Source organism: Mesorhizobium sp. M0898, assembly GCF_040319695.1.
Classification (GTDB): Bacteria; Pseudomonadota; Alphaproteobacteria; order Rhizobiales; family Rhizobiaceae; genus Mesorhizobium.
On sequence record NZ_JAMYOE010000010.1, the window covers coordinates 108741 to 128404 of the forward strand.

At 61.2% G+C, this 19664-nt stretch carries 20 protein-coding genes and 2 pseudogenes; 10 read left to right on the top strand and 12 right to left on the bottom strand.

Features of this window, described 5'->3' with window-relative positions:
- From NKH90_RS14175 to guaD, 5 genes are all read left to right on the top strand, one after another.
- Positions 1 to 1053, top strand: a complete 1053-nt coding sequence (locus NKH90_RS14175) for an ABC transporter permease (RefSeq protein ID WP_502896425.1) — start codon at positions 1 to 3, stop codon at positions 1051 to 1053.
- Positions 1054 to 1063: 10 nt separating this feature from the next.
- Positions 1064 to 1999, top strand: a complete 936-nt coding sequence (locus NKH90_RS14180) for an ABC transporter permease (RefSeq protein WP_023674225.1) — start codon at positions 1064 to 1066, stop codon at positions 1997 to 1999.
- A gap of 7 nt (positions 2000 to 2006) precedes the next feature.
- Positions 2007 to 3407 carry an 8-oxoguanine deaminase gene (locus NKH90_RS14185; protein ID WP_352819873.1) on the top strand — a complete coding sequence of 467 codons (1401 nt, stop codon included), beginning with the start codon at positions 2007 to 2009 and terminating at the stop codon, positions 3405 to 3407.
- 23 nt (positions 3408 to 3430) lie between these two features.
- The gene (locus NKH90_RS14190) at positions 3431 to 4294 is read left to right on the top strand and encodes an aromatic ring-hydroxylating dioxygenase subunit alpha (RefSeq protein ID WP_352470599.1); all 864 of its coding nucleotides are present in this window, start codon (positions 3431 to 3433) and stop codon (positions 4292 to 4294) included.
- Between the two features lie 100 nt (positions 4295 to 4394).
- The gene (gene guaD, locus NKH90_RS14195) at positions 4395 to 5762 is read left to right on the top strand and encodes a guanine deaminase (protein WP_352819874.1); all 1368 of its coding nucleotides are present in this window, start codon (positions 4395 to 4397) and stop codon (positions 5760 to 5762) included.
- A 36-nt stretch (positions 5763 to 5798) separates the two neighbouring features.
- Here guaD and NKH90_RS14200 read toward each other — a convergent pair whose 3' ends face one another.
- Both NKH90_RS14200 and NKH90_RS14205 read right to left on the bottom strand, forming a co-directional pair.
- Positions 5799 to 6854 carry an alpha/beta fold hydrolase gene (locus NKH90_RS14200; RefSeq protein ID WP_352819875.1) on the bottom strand — a complete coding sequence of 352 codons (1056 nt, stop codon included), beginning with the start codon at positions 6852 to 6854 and terminating at the stop codon, positions 5799 to 5801.
- Between the two features lie 347 nt (positions 6855 to 7201).
- Positions 7202 to 7786 (bottom strand): glutathione binding-like protein, encoded by a 585-nt coding sequence (locus NKH90_RS14205; RefSeq protein WP_352502539.1) that lies wholly within the window; start codon positions 7784 to 7786, stop codon positions 7202 to 7204.
- Between the two features lie 430 nt (positions 7787 to 8216).
- Here NKH90_RS14205 and petA point away from each other — a divergent pair, with 430 nt between their 5' ends.
- The 4 genes and pseudogenes from petA (at position 8217) to NKH90_RS14225 (ending at position 12332) form a co-directional block, all read left to right on the top strand.
- On the top strand, positions 8217 to 8726 hold the full coding sequence (gene petA / locus NKH90_RS14210; protein WP_023674218.1) for a ubiquinol-cytochrome c reductase iron-sulfur subunit: 510 nt from the start codon (positions 8217 to 8219) through the stop codon (positions 8724 to 8726).
- 16 nt (positions 8727 to 8742) lie between these two features.
- Positions 8743 to 10038, top strand: a complete 1296-nt coding sequence (locus NKH90_RS14215; protein ID WP_352819876.1) for a cytochrome b — start codon at positions 8743 to 8745, stop codon at positions 10036 to 10038.
- A 23-nt stretch (positions 10039 to 10061) separates the two neighbouring features.
- Positions 10062 to 11579 carry a mechanosensitive ion channel family protein gene (locus NKH90_RS14220; RefSeq protein WP_352819877.1) on the top strand — a complete coding sequence of 506 codons (1518 nt, stop codon included), beginning with the start codon at positions 10062 to 10064 and terminating at the stop codon, positions 11577 to 11579.
- A gap of 26 nt (positions 11580 to 11605) precedes the next feature.
- Positions 11606 to 12332 (top strand): annotated as a pseudogene (locus NKH90_RS14225) (pirin family protein).
- 67 nt (positions 12333 to 12399) lie between these two features.
- Here the strand turns inward: NKH90_RS14225 and NKH90_RS14230 are convergent.
- The 9 genes from NKH90_RS14230 to NKH90_RS14270 all read right to left on the bottom strand — a co-directional run bounded on the left by NKH90_RS14230 (position 12400) and on the right by NKH90_RS14270 (position 17962).
- A complete protein-coding gene (locus NKH90_RS14230) occupies positions 12400 to 12831 on the bottom strand; it encodes a DUF1810 domain-containing protein (RefSeq protein ID WP_352592508.1) in 432 nt (143 codons plus the stop codon).
- Positions 12832 to 12873: 42 nt separating this feature from the next.
- Positions 12874 to 13155 carry a GNAT family N-acetyltransferase gene (locus NKH90_RS14235; RefSeq protein ID WP_352819878.1) on the bottom strand — a complete coding sequence of 94 codons (282 nt, stop codon included), beginning with the start codon at positions 13153 to 13155 and terminating at the stop codon, positions 12874 to 12876.
- A 53-nt stretch (positions 13156 to 13208) separates the two neighbouring features.
- A complete protein-coding gene (locus tag NKH90_RS14240) occupies positions 13209 to 13607 on the bottom strand; it encodes a sensor histidine kinase (protein WP_352819879.1) in 399 nt (132 codons plus the stop codon).
- A 228-nt stretch (positions 13608 to 13835) separates the two neighbouring features.
- Positions 13836 to 14273 (bottom strand): CBS domain-containing protein, encoded by a 438-nt coding sequence (locus NKH90_RS14245; protein ID WP_352455793.1) that lies wholly within the window; start codon positions 14271 to 14273, stop codon positions 13836 to 13838.
- 137 nt (positions 14274 to 14410) lie between these two features.
- Positions 14411 to 14932: a carboxymuconolactone decarboxylase family protein gene (locus NKH90_RS14250; protein ID WP_352449835.1), complete on the bottom strand. Its 522-nt coding sequence runs from the start codon at positions 14930 to 14932 to the stop codon at positions 14411 to 14413.
- A 266-nt stretch (positions 14933 to 15198) separates the two neighbouring features.
- Positions 15199 to 15645 carry a hypothetical protein gene (locus tag NKH90_RS14255; RefSeq protein ID WP_352612463.1) on the bottom strand — a complete coding sequence of 149 codons (447 nt, stop codon included), beginning with the start codon at positions 15643 to 15645 and terminating at the stop codon, positions 15199 to 15201.
- Between the two features lie 252 nt (positions 15646 to 15897).
- The gene (locus tag NKH90_RS14260) at positions 15898 to 16299 is read right to left on the bottom strand and encodes a cupin domain-containing protein (RefSeq protein ID WP_352449836.1); all 402 of its coding nucleotides are present in this window, start codon (positions 16297 to 16299) and stop codon (positions 15898 to 15900) included.
- Between the two features lie 46 nt (positions 16300 to 16345).
- On the bottom strand, positions 16346 to 17104 hold the full coding sequence (locus tag NKH90_RS14265) for an SDR family oxidoreductase (protein WP_352768650.1): 759 nt from the start codon (positions 17102 to 17104) through the stop codon (positions 16346 to 16348).
- Positions 17105 to 17170: 66 nt separating this feature from the next.
- Positions 17171 to 17962: an alpha/beta fold hydrolase gene (locus NKH90_RS14270; RefSeq protein WP_352819880.1), complete on the bottom strand. Its 792-nt coding sequence runs from the start codon at positions 17960 to 17962 to the stop codon at positions 17171 to 17173.
- Positions 17963 to 18333: 371 nt separating this feature from the next.
- On the opposite strand from NKH90_RS14270, the gene NKH90_RS14275 reads away from it, so the two are divergent.
- Complete coding sequence (locus tag NKH90_RS14275) at positions 18334 to 18561, top strand: DUF680 domain-containing protein (RefSeq protein WP_352612459.1); 228 nt, start codon at positions 18334 to 18336, stop codon at positions 18559 to 18561.
- Positions 18562 to 18827: 266 nt separating this feature from the next.
- Here NKH90_RS14275 and NKH90_RS14280 read toward each other — a convergent pair.
- Positions 18828 to 19576: pseudogene (locus NKH90_RS14280) on the bottom strand (SDR family NAD(P)-dependent oxidoreductase).
- Positions 19577 to 19664 lie beyond the last annotated feature (88 nt).

Here is a 19664-nt window from a genome sequence, read left to right on the forward strand (position 1 = left end):
TTGGCGATCAAGCTCCAGCGCGTTCCATCCGCGCAGCCCTCCGTTGCCTTTGCGGCACGTGCCCTGGCGATCGTGCTGGCGCTGGGGGTCGCCGGCCTGGTTCTGGCCGCTCGCGGCAATGCTCCCGTCGAACTCGCCTGGGAGGTGCTCAGCTCGACTTTTGGCTCGAGCTTCGGGCTGGAAGACGTCGGACTTCTGGTCACTCCCCTGATCCTGACCGGCCTGTCGGTCTGGGTAGCGCTGAGAATCGGCGCCTGGAACATCGGCGCGGAGGGCCAATTCTATGCCGGCGCCTTCAGCGCCACGGCGGTCGCGCTGTTCATTCCCGGCCCGACCTGGCTGATCCTGCCTGTTATGTTCACCGCTGGCGCGCTCGGCGGGCTGCTCTGGATACTGGTGCCGACGCTGGCGCGCGCCTACGCCGATGTCAGCGAACTCATCACCACCCTGCTTCTGAATTTTGTGGCGACGCTGATGGTTTATTACGTCGCCACCGGCCCATGGCTCGACCCGAGCGGCCATGCGCTCGCGACCACCGCACGTCTGCCGCATGACGTGCCTGAATTCTGGGGTATCGTACACTACGGTTTCCCGCTGGCGATCCTGCTCACCTTTGTCATCGCAGGACTGCTCAACTACACGCGCTGGGGCTACGAGGTAAGGATCGCTGGGTCGAATCCAAGCGCGGCGCTTTATGCGGGCATGCCGTTCCGCCGCCGCCTGATCGTCGTCCTGCTGATGTCGGGAGCGATCGCCGGCATCGCCGGTATGCTGGAAGTAGCTGGCACGGTGCATCGCCTGCAGGGCGGCATCTCCAACAATTTCGGCTATCTCGGCATCATGGTCGCGGTGCTGGCGCGCGGTTCCTCACTTGGCGTGCTCGCAGGCGCGGCTTTGATGGGCGTCATCCTGAATTCGGGCATCATCCTGCAAACGCAAGGCATCACCGTATCGGCCGTGCTCGCCATCACCGGACTGATCCTGTTCTTCACGGCGATCGGCAACGAACTCGCTCACTACCGCATCACGCGGACCGAACCGGTCGCGAGCTGAGGAAACACCCATGGACATGATCGCTGGACTGATACAGACCTCCATTCTCGCCGGCGGCGTGCTGGCGCTGGCGGCGCTGGGCGAGACGCTCTCCGAGCGCGCCGGCGTCGTCAATCTCGGGGTCGAAGGGCTTATGGCGCTCGGTGCAATCACTGGCATCGCGGTCGTCGTCGCCACGCCGCACCCTATGCTCGGCTTCGTCCTTGCGCTTGCCGTCGGTTTCCTCGTTGGCTGCGTCTTCGCTCTTGGCACCGTCGTCGTTAAAGCGAACCAGGTGTTGTGCGGCCTGGCGCTGACGCTGATGGGCACCGGCATGGCCGCAACGATCGGTCGCGCCTATTCCGGCATGCCGGCGCCGGCGACCTTCGCGCCGATCGCTATTCCCTATCTTAGCGACATCCCGCTGCTCGGTCGCGCGATCTTCACGCAGAACATCCTTGTCTACCTGATCTACATCGTCCTGCCGGTTGTGCTGCACTACATCATGTTCCGCACGCGCCACGGGCTGAACATGCGCGCGGTGGGCGAAAACCCCGCGGCAGCCGACGCCGCCGGTATTTCGGTGCAAAGCATCCGCTTCTGGTATGTCGCCGCGGGCTCGGCGCTGGCGGCCGGCGCCGGCGCTTACCTCACGCTTGCCTTCGTTCCCTCCTGGTCGGAAGGCGTCGTGGCCGGCCGCGGCTGGATTGCCGTCTCTCTCGTCATCTTCGCAGGCTACCGGCCCCTCAACGCCGTGCTGGCCGCTCTGCTGTTCGGTCTCATCACCTCGCTCGGCTTCGTCGGCCAAGCACGCAACTGGCCGATCGCGGCGCCGATCCTGTCGATGCTGCCCTATCTCGGCACGATCGCCCTGATCATCGTGCCGGTGCTTGCCTGGCAGCGCATGCGCCGGGTAATGGCCGCGCCGGCTGCTCTCGGCGAACCCTATTTCCGCGACATGCGTTGAGACCATCATGCCCCGCCTGCTTGTCAAGAACATCGATCTGCTCGCCACCTTCGATGGTACGCGCCGCGAGATTTCCGACGGCGCCTTGTTGATCGAGGGCAACGTCATCGAAGCGGTCGGCACCACCGCGGAACTCAGTGCCTCCAGTGCCGACGAGGTGCTCGACCTATCGGGCCATGTCGTCATGCCGGGCATGGTGAACACGCATCATCATATGTACCAGAACCTCACCCGCGTGATGGCTCAGAACGACGAGCTGCTTGTCTGGCTGAAGACGCTCTATCCGATCTGGGCCGAGCTCGACGACGATGCGATAGGCGTCTCGGCGCGCGTAGCGATGGCCGAGCTCATCCATTCGGGCTGCACGACCAGCTCCGATCACCTCTACATCTTGCCCAACAACTGCACGCTCGACGCGACGATCGGTGCGGCCCGCGATATCGGTCTGCGTTTCCACGCTGCGCGTGGAGCCATGTCGCGCGGCGAAAGCCAGGGCGGGTTGCCGCCGGATCGCTGCGTCGAAAAGGAAGAGGATATCCTGAAGGATGCCGAACGGCTGATCGGCGGCTATCACGACGCGTCGCGGCATTCGATGAGCCGAATCATCCTGGCTCCTTGCTCGCCGTTCTCGGTGACTCCGGAGTTGATGCGCGATGCGGCATCGCTGGCGCGCAGCCACAAGGGCGTGAACCTGCATTCGCACCTTGCCGAAGAGCTTTTCGAGGAGAAGTACTGCCTCGAAATCTATGGCAAACGGCCGGTCGAGTTCGCCGAATCCGTCGGCTGGCTCGGTGACGACGTCTGGTTCGCCCACTCGATTTTCATGACCAGCGACGAGATCGACCGCTTCGCCGAAACCGGCACCGGGGTCGCCCATTGCCCGTCGGCTAACATGCGCTGCGGCCAGGGCATCGCGAAGATCCGAGAGATGCTCGACAAGGGCGTGAAGGTCGGCCTTGGCGTCGACGGCTCGGCCTCGAACGACACGTCGAACCTGTTCATGGAAGCGCGGCTGGCGCTGATGCTTCAGCGTGTCGCGCCGCACCACTACCTCTCCGAAAAGCCCGGCGGCCGCGGCGGTTTCGGCGGCACGCCGACGGCGCTGTCCGCGCGCGAGGCCCTCGAAATGGCGACGCGCGGCGGCGCTGCCCTGCTCGGCCGCAATGACATCGGCCATCTCGCGCCCGGCATGTGCGCCGACTTCATCGCGGTCAAACGCAGCCAACTCGGCCTTTCCGGCACCGAGCGCGACCCGCTCGCCGCGCTGGTGCTTTGCGGACCCTTCAAGGTCGACTATTCCTACATCAACGGCCGGCAGATTATCGCGAGAGGCGACTTCGCCTCTTTCGATGTCGAGGCGGCGATGGCCGATCACCGGGCCGTGATGGACCGCATCTATCGGCAGTGAGATAGCACAGGAAGGACGCAACAATGACCATTAAGCGAGCTGCGGAGCAGGCGGCCCTCGACCAATGGTATTGCATTGACGCGCTGAACGAGATTCCGGTCGGCACGATGCCGAACCGGCTTCTGGGCGTCGATCTGTTGGTAGCCCGCGATACGGCAGGCCCGGTCAATGTGTCGCGTGCCGGCGACGGCAGCCAAGTCCCGGCCAAGGAACGCTACGGCTATCTATGGATCACGCTCGGCATGCCGGCCGGCGATGTGCTGTCGATCCCGGAGGCCTATGAGGACGACCGCCGGCCTGTCGTTTGCGGAGCGATCGCGGTAAAGGCGTCCGGCCTGCGCATCGTCGAGAATTTCCTCGACATGGCGCATTTCCCCTTCGTCCATACCGACATATTGGGCGCCGAGCCGCACACGGAAGTGCGGCATTACACAACCGAAATCCGCCGCGACGTGGATGAGGTGTGGGCGACCAACTGCGAATTCTTCCAGCCGCAGGCAGCACTCTCGGCGACCGGCGGCATCATGACCCAATACATGTACCGGGTCGCCAATCCTTTCGCGGTGATGCTCTACAAGACCTGCCCCAACTCGGCCACCCGGTGGGACGTGATCTGTCTGTTCGTGCAGCCCCTCGATCCGGACCGCTGCCGCGCGCACCCCGTCATGTTCCTGATCGACGACGTATCGACCACGACCGAACTTGTGCAGTTCCAGCAGCTCATCTTCCTGCAGGACCGCATCATCCTGGAGAACCAGCGGCCACTTCTGTTGCCGCTCGAGCCGCGCGCGGAAATCCCGACGCGGGCCGACGGCTCGTCGATCGCCTATCGCCGCTGGCTGAAGGAGAAGGGCATCACCTACGGCACGACGGCGCAAGCCGCATGAGCGGCAGCCCTTCCGATATTGTCATCGGCATCGACGGACGGGCAATCGCGCTCTGGCGCTTCGCGACGGCAGTGCGTAGCGGTTCTTCGGCGGAGGACAGGTGAGCGACCTGAGCGGCAAGACGCTTCTGGCCAGCGGCTTTCACGCGCCGGAGCGCGGGCTCGTGGAAGAGTTGCGCCATGCCCTGATCGCAGTCGATCAATCAGGCATCATCGCCTCGGTGCTGCATCCGCATGATGCCGGCTATGACGAGGCGCTGGAGGCCGCGCGCCGGACCGGTTCGCTGGCGACCTTGCCGGCGCAGAGTTATCTGCTGCCCGGCTTCGTCGATCTTCACGTGCACGCGCCGCAATATCCGCAGCTCGGCAGGGCGCTGGACGTGCCGCTCGAGGCCTGGCTCCACAAACACACGTTTCCCCTGGAGGCGCGCTACGCCGATCTCGCCTTCGCGCGGCGCAGCTACGGCCTGCTGGTCGACGACCTGATCGCTAATGGCACGACCACAGCGCTCTACTTCGCAACCATCCACCAGGACGCGACAAGGCTGCTCGTCGACATTTGCCTCGAACGGGGGCAACGTGCGCTGGTCGGCAAAGTGGCGATGGACAATCCCGACGAGTGCCCGGCCTACTATCGCGATACCTCGGCGGACGCGGCCATCGATGGCACGCGCGCTCTGATCGACTACGTGCATGGGCATCCGGACAATGCCACGGGACGGGTAAAGCCGGTCATTACGCCGCGCTTCATCCCCTCCTGTACCGACGCCGCCCTCAAAGGGCTCGGCACGCTTGCGCAGGAATGCGGCTGCCATGTGCAGACGCATTGCTCGGAGAGCAACTGGGCGCATGGCTACGTGCTGCAGCGCCACGGGATCAGCGACACGTCTAGCCTTGATCGCTTTGGCCTGCTGCGCGCCGGCAGCGTGCTCGCGCACGCCAATTTCATTACGCTTGCCGACATGGAGACGATCCGCGTGCGCAAGGCGGCCGTGGCGCACTGCGCCGTCTCCAACGCCTACTTCGCAGGCGCCGTGTTCCCGTTGAGGGCGGCCCTCGAGAAGGGTGTCAAGGTCGGGCTCGGCACCGACATTTCCGGGGGACCGAGCGCCTCGATGTTCGATGCGATGCGCGCGACGGTCATGTCGTCGCGCATGCTGGAAACCGGCACCGACCCGGCGCTAGCGGCCGAGACGCGCGGCACGGCCGGAACAGCACGCGTCGACTTTCGCGAGTCCTTCCACCTGGCGACGGCAGGCGGTGGCGCGGCACTCGGCTTGCCTGTGGGGCGATTCTCGCCTGGCTACCATTTCGATGCGATCCTGGTCGACATCGCCGCGCCCAGAGGCACAATTCACCTGTGGGACGAACTCGACGATGGCGACGGCATCCTTCAGAAGATCGTCTACTCCGCTTCCAAGGCCAACATCGCGTCGGTCTGGGTCGGCGGGAGAGCTGTTCTCGCCTAAGCGGACGGGAAGCTGTGCCGAGAACCAGAATGGATATCAGTATTCGCCGACGTCGATGACAGCCTGGGCAAAGGCTTGCGGGGCTTCTTGAGGCAAGTTGTGGCCGATACCGCCGGTGATGATCCGGTGCGTGTATCTGCCCGAGAATTTCTTCGCGTAGGACCTGCTGTCGGGATGGGGTGCGCCATTGGCATCACCCTCAAGAGTTATGGTCGGCACTGTGATCACGGGAGCTTCGGCCAGCCGGTTTTCCAGAACGTCATATTCCGGCTCGCCCTGTGCCAGGCCGAGCCTCCAGCGGTAATTGTGAATGACGATGCTGACGTGATCCGGGTTGTCCAGGGCTGCGGCGCTGCGCTGGAAGATGTCATCGTCGAAATTCCACCGCGGCGAAGCGAGTTGCCAGATGAGTTTGGCGAAATCGCGCGTGTATTTCTCGTAGCCGGCGCGGCCGCGATCCGTGGCGAAGTAATACTGATACCACCATTGAAGCTCCGCCTCCGGTGCCAGCGGCACCATGCCGACCTGCTGATTTCCGATGAGATAGCCGCTCACCGAGACGATCGCCTTGCAACGCTCAGGCCAGAGCGCGGCAACGACATTGGCCGTTCGAGCGCCCCAGTCGCAGCCGGCGATCGTGGCCTTTTCGATCCCCAGCGCATCCATCAGGGCCATCGTATCCGCGGCGAGCGCCGACTGCTGGCCGTTGCGCATCGTCTCGTCCGACAGGAAGCGCGTAGTGCCGTAGCCGCGCAGGTAGGGCACAATCACGCGGTACCCCTTTGCGGCAAGCAGGGGAGCGACATCGGCGTAGGTGTGAATGTCATAAGGCCAGCCATGAAGCAGGATCACTGGGGCACCTTCGGCGGGCCCCAGCTCCGCATATCCGACGCTCAGATTTCCGGCATTGACCTGCCCGAGCGAGCTGAATGATTTCTGCGTGGCTTGCGTAGCAGATGCCCTCGCCTCGACCGTCCAAGTGGCCGCCGGCTCGCTCAAGCCGAGTTCGGTGGCGGCGAACGTCATTGCTGCAGCACCAACAATGCGCCGGCGGCGATGATCGACCGTGTCGGGAGCCTTACTCGCATTCATGATGAAGCCTCTGTAATGACCAACAAGCAGGAACGACCGGACCCGCCCGCCTCATCGGCCGACAGGAAATGTTGCCTATTTCGATGGTGACTGCGGGCGGCGGACCAACCACTGTAACCACTCGGCCAGGAGGCAGTGGGGCGAGCTCTGACTGAATGTCGGTAAGGTCCAGCGTTTCCTCGATTTCCCTCCTCAGAAATTCGAGACTTAGGCCGTCCCCGCGCTTGGAAGCGGCTGGATGTAGATGTAGCATCCGCAGGAACGGCAGCATGAGAATGACTCCTGATCTTCTGTTTGGGCGAGAGGACATGTTGCATCTGGTCTTATGCTCGAAGTCGCCCTCGGCTTCAGACGAGGCCCTCACGATCCATTGCGATGCGCACGGCCGGTCGGGCAGCCATTCGGACGCGAAGGGCTTGCAAAGGCGCGGGAACAGGGACGTGGAAGCGGGCCGCCCAAAGCAGCATCACGAAAAGATAAAAATCCGCGACGCTGGGTTTGTCGCCGAACAGATAGTCGGTCTCGAGCCCGTCAGCGAAGAACTCGAGTTGGCTCGTAATCGTCGCGCTCGCCCTGGCCTTTTCGGCATCGCTGCTTTGGTGCCACATCGGCTTGAAGCTTCGGTGTATTTCAGTTGAGACGTAGGTCAGCGCTTCGAGAAGGCGGGTACGGCCCAACGGCCCCGCCACTGCCAGTGGCGGGTATTGCGACGCAATCCAGTCGAGGACGGCAATATTTTCCGTCAGCGTTTCGCCGCTATCCAGCACGAGGGCTGGAACATAGCCCTTGCGCGTGACGGTAGTGAAATCATCCCCGGAGCCTGTCCGTTTGGTCTTGAGGTTCACACTTTCGCGCTCGAAGGAAACACCGGCCTCTTCCAGAGCGATGTGGTCCGCCAGGCTGCAGGCGAGAGGGCTGTAGTAGAGTTTCACCGCTTTTCCCTTTTCTGAACCCGATTGAATCCCGCAATTGGTCGTCGCCGAGCGGAAAACCTGCCCCGCGCCACGCGAGACAACCGCTCCAGAAACTCGCACTTGGCGGAGACGACGACTACGACACCGATAGCTAGACGTGCCTATGCCGAGGTATGGTCGGACTGAAGTTCGGATCGCCGTGCGCAATGCCGGGACGTATGCCAGCTCAGCGGCCAACGGTTATCTGGAGGAATCCAGAACCTTCCATGATGGCATCATCGCCAGCCCGGCCAGTCCTTCGCTCAGGAAATCCTAAACGAAAGTATTGGACGCACGTGCCGTTGGCACGATGGCTCACACCTGGCCACGGCCGGCATACTCCGCGCGGCACGAGCAGACTGGAAACGCGAAAGCCGTGGTCTGCTTTTGCTCGATTGCCACCAACGCAATGACGCAGCTTCCGACAATAGGAGTCGCCATCATGGCCGACCTTTCCGAAACCTCCACAGCCGAGCACACGTTGCGCGTCGAGGCGCCCGCCGCGATCGAGGTCGACGTCTCCTCGCTGACGCCGGGAACGTCGCTGATCGTCGACTGGCACGGCAAGCCGGTTGTCGTGCGCAACCGCACCGAAAAAGAGAGGAAGGACGGCCAGGCAGTCAGTCTCGCCGAGCTCAAGGATCCAATTGCCCGCAACGCCAACCTGCCGGCCGATGCGCCGGCAACCGACGCCAATCGAACTATGCCGGGCAAGGAAGCCTGGGTGGTGATGATCCAGGTCTGCACCCATCTTGGCTGCATCCCGCATGGTCAGGAAGGCGATTTCGACGGCTGGTTCTGCCCCTGCCATGGTTCGCAATACGACACTGCCGGCCGCGTCCGGAAGGGGCCGGCACCCGAGAACATGGCGGTACCGGTGTTCCAATTCGTTTCCGACACCAAGATCCGTATCGGCTGAGGCAGGGGGCATTTCGATGAGCGGCGGCAAACACTCGACCTATACGCCCAAAACCAGAATCGAACGTTGGTTCGACGCCCGCCTGCCGCTGCCGCGGCTGGTCTATGACAGCTTCATCGTCTATCCCGTCCCGCGCAACCTGAACTATGCCTATACGTTCGGCGGTATTCTCACGATCATGCTGGTTTCACAGATCCTGACCGGCATCGTGCTTGCGATGCATTACGCCCCTGATACGGGGCTGGCCTTCAACTCGGTCGAGCAGATCATGCGCGACGTGAATTCGGGCTGGCTGCTGCGCTATCTCCATTCCAACGGCGCGTCGTTCTTCTTCATTGCCGTCTACATCCACATCTGCCGCGGGCTTTACTACGGCTCCTACAAGGCGCCGCGTGAGCTGCTGTGGGTGCTCGGTTGCACCAACCTCCTGCTGATGATGGCGACGGCCTTCATGGGCTACGTGCTGCCTTGGGGACAGATGTCGTTCTGGGGCGCTACTGTCATCACCAGCTTCTTCACCGCCGTCCCACTGATCGGCGACTGGCTCCAGCAGCTTTTGCTCGGCGGCTTCGCGGTCGACAATCCGACGCTGAACCGCTTCTTTGCGCTGCATTACCTGCTGCCATTCGTGCTTGCGGGCGTGGTGACCTTGCATATCTGGGCGCTTCACGTCGTCGGCCAGAACAATCCGACCGGCATCGAGGTCAAATCGAAAACCGATGTCGTGAACTTCACGCCCTATGCCACCGTCAAAGATGCCTTCGGCATCCTCGTGTTCCTGTTCTTCTTCGCCTATTTCGTCTTCTACCTGCCGAACTATCTCGGCCATCCCGACAACAACAGCATCGCCAATCCGCTGAAGACGCCGGCTCACATCGTGCCGGAATGGTACTTCCTGCCGTTTTATGCGATCCTGCGGGCCATCACCTTCAATATCGGGCCTATCGATTCCAAGCTCGGCGGCGTGCTCGCGATGTTCGGCTCGATCGCCGTGCTGTTCCTGGTGCCGTGGCTCGACACCTCGAAGGTGCGCTCGGCGGTCTATCGGCCCTGGTACAGGGTGCTCTTCTGGCTGTTCGTTGCCAATGCCCTCTTTCTCGGCTGGCTCGGCTCCCGGCCGGCGGAAGGCGCATACGTCGTCATGTCCCAACTGGCGACGCTTTACTATTTTGCGTTCTTCATCATCGCCATGCCGGTGCTCGGGCTGATCGAAAAGCCGCGACGGCTGCCGAATTCGATCACCGAAGCAGTTCTCGAAAAAGACAAGGCCAGCGCCAGAGGCCCGATCGCCGGGCCGGAGACCAAACGTTGAACCGGGCATCGCGGTGATCGTTCATGAACTGGTGGAACTCTCCTCTGGTCTACATCGTATTGCTCGGCCTCGCCGGGATCGTCGTTTGGTCTCTCATCCCCAGACGCTTCGCCAATGCGAAGCTGGTCGTCCAACTCGGCTTTTTCGTCGCGATGTCGGCCATGGTTCTCCACCTGCGCGTCGTGCCGTACGAGGCCGCAGGGGACAATGAGACAACCGGAGGAGCGATCCTCATCGGCTCGGTCAAGCTGCTCTGGTGGGTTCACCTTGCCTGGGCGCTGATCGGATTTGTCCGTATCTATCTCGTCTTCGAGCGACAGCCGCGCGAGGCACGTCTCCTGCAGGACGTCGTGGTCGGTGTCGTCTACGCTGGAATGTTCCTGTCGATCCTGGCGTTTGTCTTTGCAGTGCCGGTCGGAACGCTCATTGCCACGTCGGGCGTGTTTGCCGTCATCCTGGGACTGGCGCTCCAGAATACGCTTGGTGACGTATTTTCGGCGATCGCGCTTAACCTCGGCCGCCCTTACGTGCTTGGAAACTGGATCATTCTGGGCGACGGAACCGAAGGCCGCGTTGTCGAGACCAATTGGCGGTCAACCCAACTTCTGACCCCGACACACAATGTCGTGGCGCTGCCAAACAGCCTTCTCGCCAAGATCGGGGTAACAAATCTAAGCGGTCCGGACGAGAGCCATGGACTTGCCGCAACCGTCAAGGTGGCGCCAACGAAGACGCCGGCGATCATCGTAGACCTCATGCGCACTGTCTTGCTGAGCTGCAATTCGATCCTCCAGGACCCTTCGCCTTCGGTCACCATCAGAAGCCTGGATGCCGCAGCTATCGAGATCGAGTTGTTTTTTCGCGTCGCAAGTATCGACCAACGAAGTGCCGCTCGGAACGAAATCTTCGATCTCATTTATCGCCATTCAAAGTCGACCGGCATGCTGCTGGCGGAGCCATTTTCGGGCTCGATTGCCATGACCAACCGGCCGGGCCACGAGACGGCGGCCTCCCAAGGCTTCACCCCGATCGAACTCATCAATTCCATACCGGTATTCTCGGCGCTGACGGATACCGAGCAGGGTTCGCTCGCCAAAGCGGCCTCGGTTCGCACCTACCATAAGGGCGAAATCATCGCACGACAGGGAGAGATGCTGCCGTCGCTCATGATCGTTCGGACGGGCGTCATCGTCCGGCAAATTGGCGAGGACGATGATCAACTGCAGGAGATCTCCCGGCTTGCACCTGGCGATTTCTTCGGCGAGACCGGCTTGCTCGCCGGTATTGGCGAGATGTCGAGTTTGCGGGCAATGACCCCTGTCACGGTTTACGACATAGACCAGGAAAGCTTTGCGCCGCTGCTGCACGACAGGCCCGAAATGGCCGAAGATCTTGCCGCGATCCTGTCGATGAGGGTGTCGGCTTTTAATGAAAGCGGCATCGCGGGACAGCACCACGCGAGCTCCAAATTCGCGCTCCTCAAAGCCATTCAGACAGTCTTTCGAGCCGTTCCGTTCAAGCGCGTTCGAGCACCTGGCTGACAAGGCATGCAGAAGGACAGAGATCCATGACCATCCGCCAAAGCGGTATCACAGGCATCGATACACTCATCCAGCCAGCTATCCGTGATTTTGCGGACGGACTGAAGATAAGGCGCGTATTGCCGTCCTCGGATCGCCTGATGATCGGGCCCTTCATCCTGTTCGACCATTTCGGCCCCGCTATATTCGACGCAGGTCGCGGTTTCGATATGGAACCGCATCCGCATATCAGCGTTGCGGCCGTGACCTACCTGATCGATGGCGAGATCGTCCATCGCGACAATTTGGGTAAAGTGCAGACCATCCGGCCTGGCGAGGCCAACTGGATGACGGCCGGGTCGGGCATCGTCCATTCCGAGCGCACGCCACCGGACGTTCTCCGACATGGGCTATGCCGAAATTGTGCTCACGAGCGGTGCGCGCTACCAGGTGAAACCCGAACACCGTGAGCGTGCGATCTACATCGTCGCCGGTGAGGTTGGAATTGTCGGCCAGTTCGGTACGTTTCATGAGGCCGAATTAGTAGCTCTGGCGCCCGGCGCTGAGATTGTGCTCCAGGCGCCTGCCTTCCATGCGGCGAGACTGATGCTGATAGGAGGTGAGCCCCTGGCCGAGCCACGTCATATCTTTTGGAACTTCGTCTCCCCTTCAGCCGAACGGATCGAGCAGGCAAAGGCGGATTGGCGCGAACGCCGCTTCCCCGGCGTGCCGGGCGAGCACGAGCTCATGCCTCTGCCAGATGGCAGCGTGTGAGGGATAAGGCAGCGGATGGTGACCTCAGCGCCGCGACAGCTTTACGCCGGGTGGCGCAGGCAGACCACTACGACATCAGGTAGAGATCGTTCATCGTTTCCTCATCGAGCAAACCGTCGAACCAGACGTCGAAGATTGTCTCGAGCAGGAACTCGTCGTTGCTTGCTTCGGAAAACAGCGTGAGGGACGCGTGCAACTTCTTCGCATCAACGTCACCGAAGACAGCGCGAGCGCTTAGGCCGGAGAGCCGCTGCAGGGTGCCAACGCATTCCCGATAACGGCCTCCGAGGATCGGAAACGAGAGATAGGCGCTGGCTTCGTCAAGCGATGTGATTGCATATGGCTCAGGCGCTGTACCACTTCGCCTTGTGGCCAACCTTGGGAAGATGAACTCCATGTAGGGAGTGCACATCATCCCTCGACGTAGAATGGCCAGCGCGTCGTCGTAGACCGGATCCTGTGCGCTGACGAATCTCTGCAAATCATACTCGTCAGGCATTTGGATAGATCCTTGGGAAACCCTCAACATTCGTGCCCATGACTAGCCGCCGACGACATCTGCATAGTCCGGGTGCTTGGCGAAAAAGCGGCTCATGAAGGGACATTTCAAGATCGCTTTACGGCCGGTCTTGCGGAGCAGTTCGAAGGTTCCTTGGGCCAATTGCGACGCGATCCCTTGTCCGGAAAATTCCGACGGGACTTCGGTGTGTATCAGCGCAACCTTCCCGCCCTCGAGCCAATAATAGGCCGCCGCAAACATATCGCCGGCGATCGGCAGCTCGAAACGGTGCTGTTGGACGTTTTCGACGACTTGTGCATCCATCTTTATCTCTCGATTGTATGTCAGATTTGTCACGGAGGCAGATTGGCGGGCCGCTATCGCATCGCAGGCAACCGCAGAGTGACGGTCGTGCCTGCCCCAAGTGTGCTCTGAATGTCGATGCTTCCGCCTGATTGCTCGGCAAAGTGCTTCACCATCGGCAAACCGACGCCGCCGAGGCCTTCGCTTTTGGTGGTGAAGAACGGATCGAAGGCGCAGACCATCGTCTCGCTGGTCATCCCGATACCGTTGTCCGCGACGCGGATGTCTACCTGACCGGCGGCAGAGTTTTCAGAGGCCAAGCCGGCATCGATCGAGATGAAACCGCCGTCAGGCATTGCATCGCGCGCGTTGAACAGAAGATTCAGAACCGCATTTTGCAATCCAAAGCGATCGCATCTCACCAAAGGCAGGTCGGATCCAACCCGAAGCTCAAGACCGAAATTGGCATCCAAGGCGCTCCGTACGAGGGTTTCGATCTCAGCCAGGCAAGCACCTACGTTTGTGTATTCGATTTCCGCGTGGCTCTCTCGGGCCAGGCTGATGGTTTGCCGGACAAGGCCACCAGCCCGCTCCAAAGCCGTCTTGGCGCCGGCTATTACAGGCCCGAGCGCCGGAGCCGCTTGGATGCTCGGATCGCGGGCCGATACATACTTCCGTATATTCAATCGCGAGACGATGCTCTATTGATAGCCGATCCCGCTGATGTAGTTGGCAAGCAGCCGTTCCTGCAGTTCCTCTTGTTTGAAGAGCGCCTTCATCGCATCACGGATATCGAGGACGCCTAGCGGTTTCGAGTCGGCCCCGAGCACCGGCACATTCTGCAGGCCTTGCGCGGCCATGGTCTGCCAGACTGAATGAAGATCATCATCGGGACCACAGGACACGATGGACCGGCTCATCAATGCCGCAATCGGCGCTTCTGTTGGCCCTGAATTCGCCAGATGGCGGACAAGGTCGGACTTGCTCAGCACGCCTGCCGCCTCCCCACTGCCGTGGCACACCACGACCAGGCCTATTGCGGGCCTGGAAAGTGAGAGTGCCGCACTGCGGAGTGGAGCGTCGACATCGACCACCATGAGACGGGCCGATATTACTGGATGCAGACTGTCAATTCGCATGACGCCCTCCTGAGAGCGCCTCGCGGCCGCGGCCGCGGGGCTGGGATCGGTTCCAGTGTTGGTCGCCGAGCTCGGCGCCTTCGTCCGGCCAGTCAGAATGGCGCGCAAACAAGCGCCATTCTGACCCATTCCAAAGATTAGCTCAGTGCTGCTTTGCTCAGGCCAAACTTCGCATCGCCCGAGCCCGGGACGGGTTTGAAGCCGATGTTCAGACGGTTCCAAGAGTTGACCGCCATGACAACGAAGGTCAGATCGGAGATTTCCTTCTCGGAAAGCTGCGACCTGACCCGATCGTAGATCTCGTCGGGGACACCCTGCTCGGGCAGCTTGGTCAAGACTTCCGTCCATGCCAAGGCTGCGCGCTCGCGAGGAACGAACAAGGTCGAATCCCGCCAGGCTGCCAGGTGGTAAAGGCGCAGTTCGCGCTCGCCATGGATCTTCGCCTGTTTGACGTGCATATCGAGGCAGAAGGTGCACCCGTTCAGCTGCGCGGCTCGGACTGCAACAAGGTCGCGGATTGGCTCTTCGATCGACCCCTCTCGCGTCGCACCAAGAAATTCAATAAATTTCTTCAGAAGTTCCGGCGACTGCTCCGCATAACTCGCGCGTTGGGCGACGGCTTTTCCTTTCGGAGCGACCGGTGGCGCTGCAATATTCATTACTTATCTCCTTGAGGTGTTTGCAATCCATTGCACCGTAAGGATGACCGGTGAGACGAACTGTTGCTATCGTGCCGATGATATGTATTGCCACTCGATTGGGTTGGGGCGCCTAAACCGAAGTATAGGAGGTGGAAATTGGCACCTGACCGCTGCCCTCGGCAATTCGCTTTGCCGCATGCATCCGACAGACGCACAGCGTTTGGGTCACTTGAAGGGCAAGGCTGAACCGACCGGTGTCGATAGAACCTGGATCGAAACTGCCCTCACTCTTCAAAGGGAGCGTTCATCACAAGATCAACTGCCGAAGTCGCCTTGTAGCCTGAAACAAAGCGCTCGCCGAAGTCCCGGGCAAAGTTGTCGTAGGTGGTTTCGGGCCTGATCTCGGCGATATGGCAAAAGCATCGCGTCATCCGCCGCTTCATCCCGAGGCGCGGAAATTCGCCAACGATCTTTGCAATCTCGGCTGACGAAACGAGGCTGTATTGCAAGCCGACGACATCGAGGCAGATGCCGGCTGTGCACAGCGCCACCTCAGCCTCCTTGTAGAGGCCGATCGACGGCGTCGAGTTGAGGGCGACGCTGTCCCAGATCAATTGGGCGCGCCGCTCGTCGAAGCCGCCCTCCCGAACGAAGGCGCGGGCGAGATCGGCGCCTTCCACTTCGAAACGGCGCGGCCCGGCGAAGTCCTCATTGAGCGTGACGTCATGCAACAGGGTTGCAACCGCAACAACCTCCGCGTCGTGCTGGATATTCTGAATCTGTCCGATCCGGGCCGCGAAAAGCCAGGATCGGACCACGTGGTTGAACAGGTAGGGTTCACATCGAGCGCGGGCATGTTCGATCGCTCGGCCAACAAGCGGAGTATCGGGGACCAAAATCCCCGCAAGTGTGCGGATGGCGATCGAATTCATGTCACTGACCGTCCCTTCGCGTACGCCCCGATGGTCCTGGGGGCTACGATTTCATTTCGCGTTCGTCGTCAGTTCCGTCTCGCTGGTGTCGACGACGAAAATAGCAAGCAGACGAGCGCCTTCCGTCTTGCTGGCGTTTTCGCTGACGGCATGACGGTCGCCAGGGAATTCCGAGAAACTCTCGCCGGCGCGATAAGTCTTCACCGGCCCGTCGTTGACCTGGCTTCGGATCGCCCCCTCCAGGACCGTGGCATAGATGAACGCGGATTTGGGATGGGTATGAGCCGGCGACGTACCCCCAGGCGCGTACTCGACGAGCACGGCTTTCATGCTCTTGCCGGGCACGTTTGGCAGAGCCTGGTCGTAGACAAGCTTCACGCTGGCGGCGTCATTGGCCATTGCTGCGGTGACGGAAGCGGAGGTGAGCGCGGCGCAGAGAAGTGTTTTGATCATGTCTGGTCTCCTTGTTGTGCGAATGGCGGGCCTATCCGATGACTACTTACTTCGGTGGTGTGTATCGGCTGAGCCAATCATCGAAACGCACGGCGCCGATGCGCGCGTTCTCGCCGGGCACCAGCGTTCGATCGTCGATTGCCACTTGGCCGTAGTAGAGCGCGCCGGAATCCGGGACGACTTTACGCGGGTCGTTGGTGGCCTTCAGGAAGCGCTCGACAAGTTCGCTCATGCGAACACGCTCCGGGCCGGCAATTTCGATCATGCCGTTCAACGGCGCGGCAAGCGCGACGTCCGCCATCGCATCGGCAACATTATCAGCCGCCATGGGTTGGAAGTAGGCCGGCGACATATGAATGGTATCCCCGACGGCGCCCGTGTTTGCGATGGCGGCGGTGAATTCGAAGAATTGAGTGGCGTGAACGATGGTGTAGGGAATTCCGGACTCCCTGATCAGCTTTTCCTGAAGCAACTTGCCGCGGAAATAGCCCATGCCCTGCAGCCGGTCGGTACCGACGACCGACAGCGCCACGTGATGACGGACGCCGGCGGCCGTTTCGGCGGCAAAAAGATTACGCCCGGATGCCGAGAAGAACTCCAGGGCAGCCTTTTCCTCGAACGACGGCGAGTTCGCGAGGTCGACGACGACCTGCGCACCGGCAAGCGCGGCCGCCAGACCCTCTCCCGTAACGGTGTTGACGCCCGAATTCGGCGACGCCGCAAGTACGTCGTGGCCTTTGTTTCGCAGTCTCTCCACGGTCTTTGAACCGATCAGCCCGGTTCCGCCGATCACGACGATCTTCATGTCTAGTCTCCTGGTGTTGCGTGTCTATTTTCGTTGCTCGATCGTATGCTGGGCGTTTCCGGCCTGCTACTGACTGACCGATGCAGCAGCATCCTCGATGAGTGACGTGACCTCGTCGGGATGCGAAACCATGAGCGCGTGGGACGCACCCTCGATGACGACGGTCTTTACCGCGTGCGCACGCTCGGCCATGAAGCTCATGACGGCTGCCGGGATGTTGCGGTCATCCGAGCCATAGATCACGTAGGACGGCAGCGTCTTCCATGAGGCGACGCCCGAGGCTTCAGCCAGAGCCGCCTGCGCAACAGGGCGTTGAGTGGCAGCCATCAGCAAAGTCTGCTCTTGCGAAACGTCGGCGGCGAACTGCGCGCGGAACTTGGCCGGCTCGATGAAGAGGTCTTGTCCGCCGTCCGGCAACGCGACTGGAGCAAGCGCGCTCCCCAAGGTGCTACCGGGAAACATGCTGGACAACGTAAGGCTCGATTCGCCCGTATCGGGCGCGAAACCCGCCACGTAGACCAACGCCTTCACATTGGGATTGCCATTGGCGGCCTCGGTGATGACGGGCCCGCCATAGGAATGCCCCACCAGCACGACCGGCCCCGAAACCGACCGGACGATGGCTGAGACTGCTTTCGCATCGCTGGCAACGCCGCGGAGCGGATTAGCTGCGGCTATCGCCACATAACCGTCTTTGCTGAGCTTGGTGATGACTGCATCCCAGCTCGACGATTCCGCGAAGGCGCCGTGCACCAGTACGATCGTCGGCTTGGGCTGAGAATTCGCGGCCTGCGCCATCCCGCCGCCCGACGCGGCAAGCGCTGCGGTGAGGGCCAGGACTCGAGTTATGTTTCGCATTTGCTTTCTCCCGTGTGGCCTGTGGTGACCAATGCTCAGGAGAATGCGCCGACGCAGCCCGCCAACCTATTGTGCGGAAGGGTCTGTCATACAATGCCAAGGTGCAGGGTAGGTCACCGGGGAGATCAGGTGCCCTGCAGCATAATTGAGGTATCTATGCCGGGTGTGCATTGTCGGCGGTCGCCGGAACAGACACTGAGGGCGCGCCGCAAAGCCTCCTCTCGTCAACGACATAGTCCCTGGCCTTCGGCCTGAATCGCCCAATGCCTTCGTATGGATCAAACAGCCGGACCGTCTGATCGTGTCGCTGCGTCACGACATTTATATTTGTATGGGTGAATACCATCCAAGCCATCAATGGAGTTACTGAAATGAAAATGACAGTCCTTGCTGTCGCCGTGCTTGTTATTACAGCAGGAAGCGCCACTGCCGGAAGCGACCACTATGGATCAAACGGATCCCAGCAGCCTGCGACTGCGTCTTACAACATGTATACATCCTCGATCAAAAAAATGAACAATGATATCGGGGTGCCGAAAACCGTACGCAAGCCGACTGTTCCCAACGATGAATATGGCCAGGGCATCTGGGGTCACTGATCCCGACCTACAGAAAATTGAAGGACCGGGGCGAGACCTCGGTCCTTCCGCCGTATCGGCGAGCCGACTTCTCTCTTGCGCGTCGATCCCTGCAATGCGACTTGCTGCTTACGTGGCTCAATTTGCGCCACGTCGACAAAACGTCTCGCCTCCGACCTATTTGGCGGGATTCGCGCGGCAGCTTCCCGGAAAATCGTCGTGAGGAAGACCGATTGCTCAGCCATTTATTCGGAAGTCTATTGGCGCGACGACATCGCGGTCGTGGCTCAGAGCACTGCCATCCCGCCGTCGACCCGCAGATTGATGCCCGTTACGAAACTGCTCGCGTCCGAGGCAAGGAACAGGGCGGCTTTTGCCAGCTCTTCCGGCTGCCCCATCCGGCCCAAGGGTATTGCCTCCGCCATCGCCTTTTCAAACAGCCCGCGCTGCTCAAACGGTACGCCTAGCTTATCGAGAATAGCCGTATCCACCGGACCTGGGCTGAGCACGTTGACCCGGATGCCGCGAGACTTCAGTTCGATCGCCCAACCGCGCGCAAAGGCATTTATGGCCGCCTTCGAGCCCGCGTAAACAGCATGACCGTCCAGCACCTTCTCGCTGGCCAGCGAGCCTGTGAGGATGATTGCGCCGCCATTCCGCATGACAGAATCAGTTTCTGGACGCCGAAGAAGACGCCTCGCGTATTGACGGCAAATTGCGCATCATATTCTGCCTCGGAGACGTCGGTCGAGTGCGTGATGGTGTTTATGCCGGCGTTCGCCATATAGATGTCGAGCGCCCCGAACCTCTGGCGGATCTGTTGCGCTACCTCGTCATGGTGCGACACGTCGGCCACATTTCCCTGAATGCCCAGCGCGCCTGCCCCGATCTGTGCGACCGCTTCCTCGACCGCCTGCCGCCGGCGGCCGGTAATGACGACTTGCGCGCCCTCGGCCGCAAAGATTTTTGCAGCCGATAGTCCGATCCCGCTGTTTCCGCCGGTGACCACCGCGATCTTGCCTGATAGTGCGCCCATTTCGTTCCTGTCTTCGAAAAATAGTGCCGGTGCTGCTGCGATAGTCGCAACTGCTGGCCAAGAAAATTTCACGCCGAATTGAGACCGC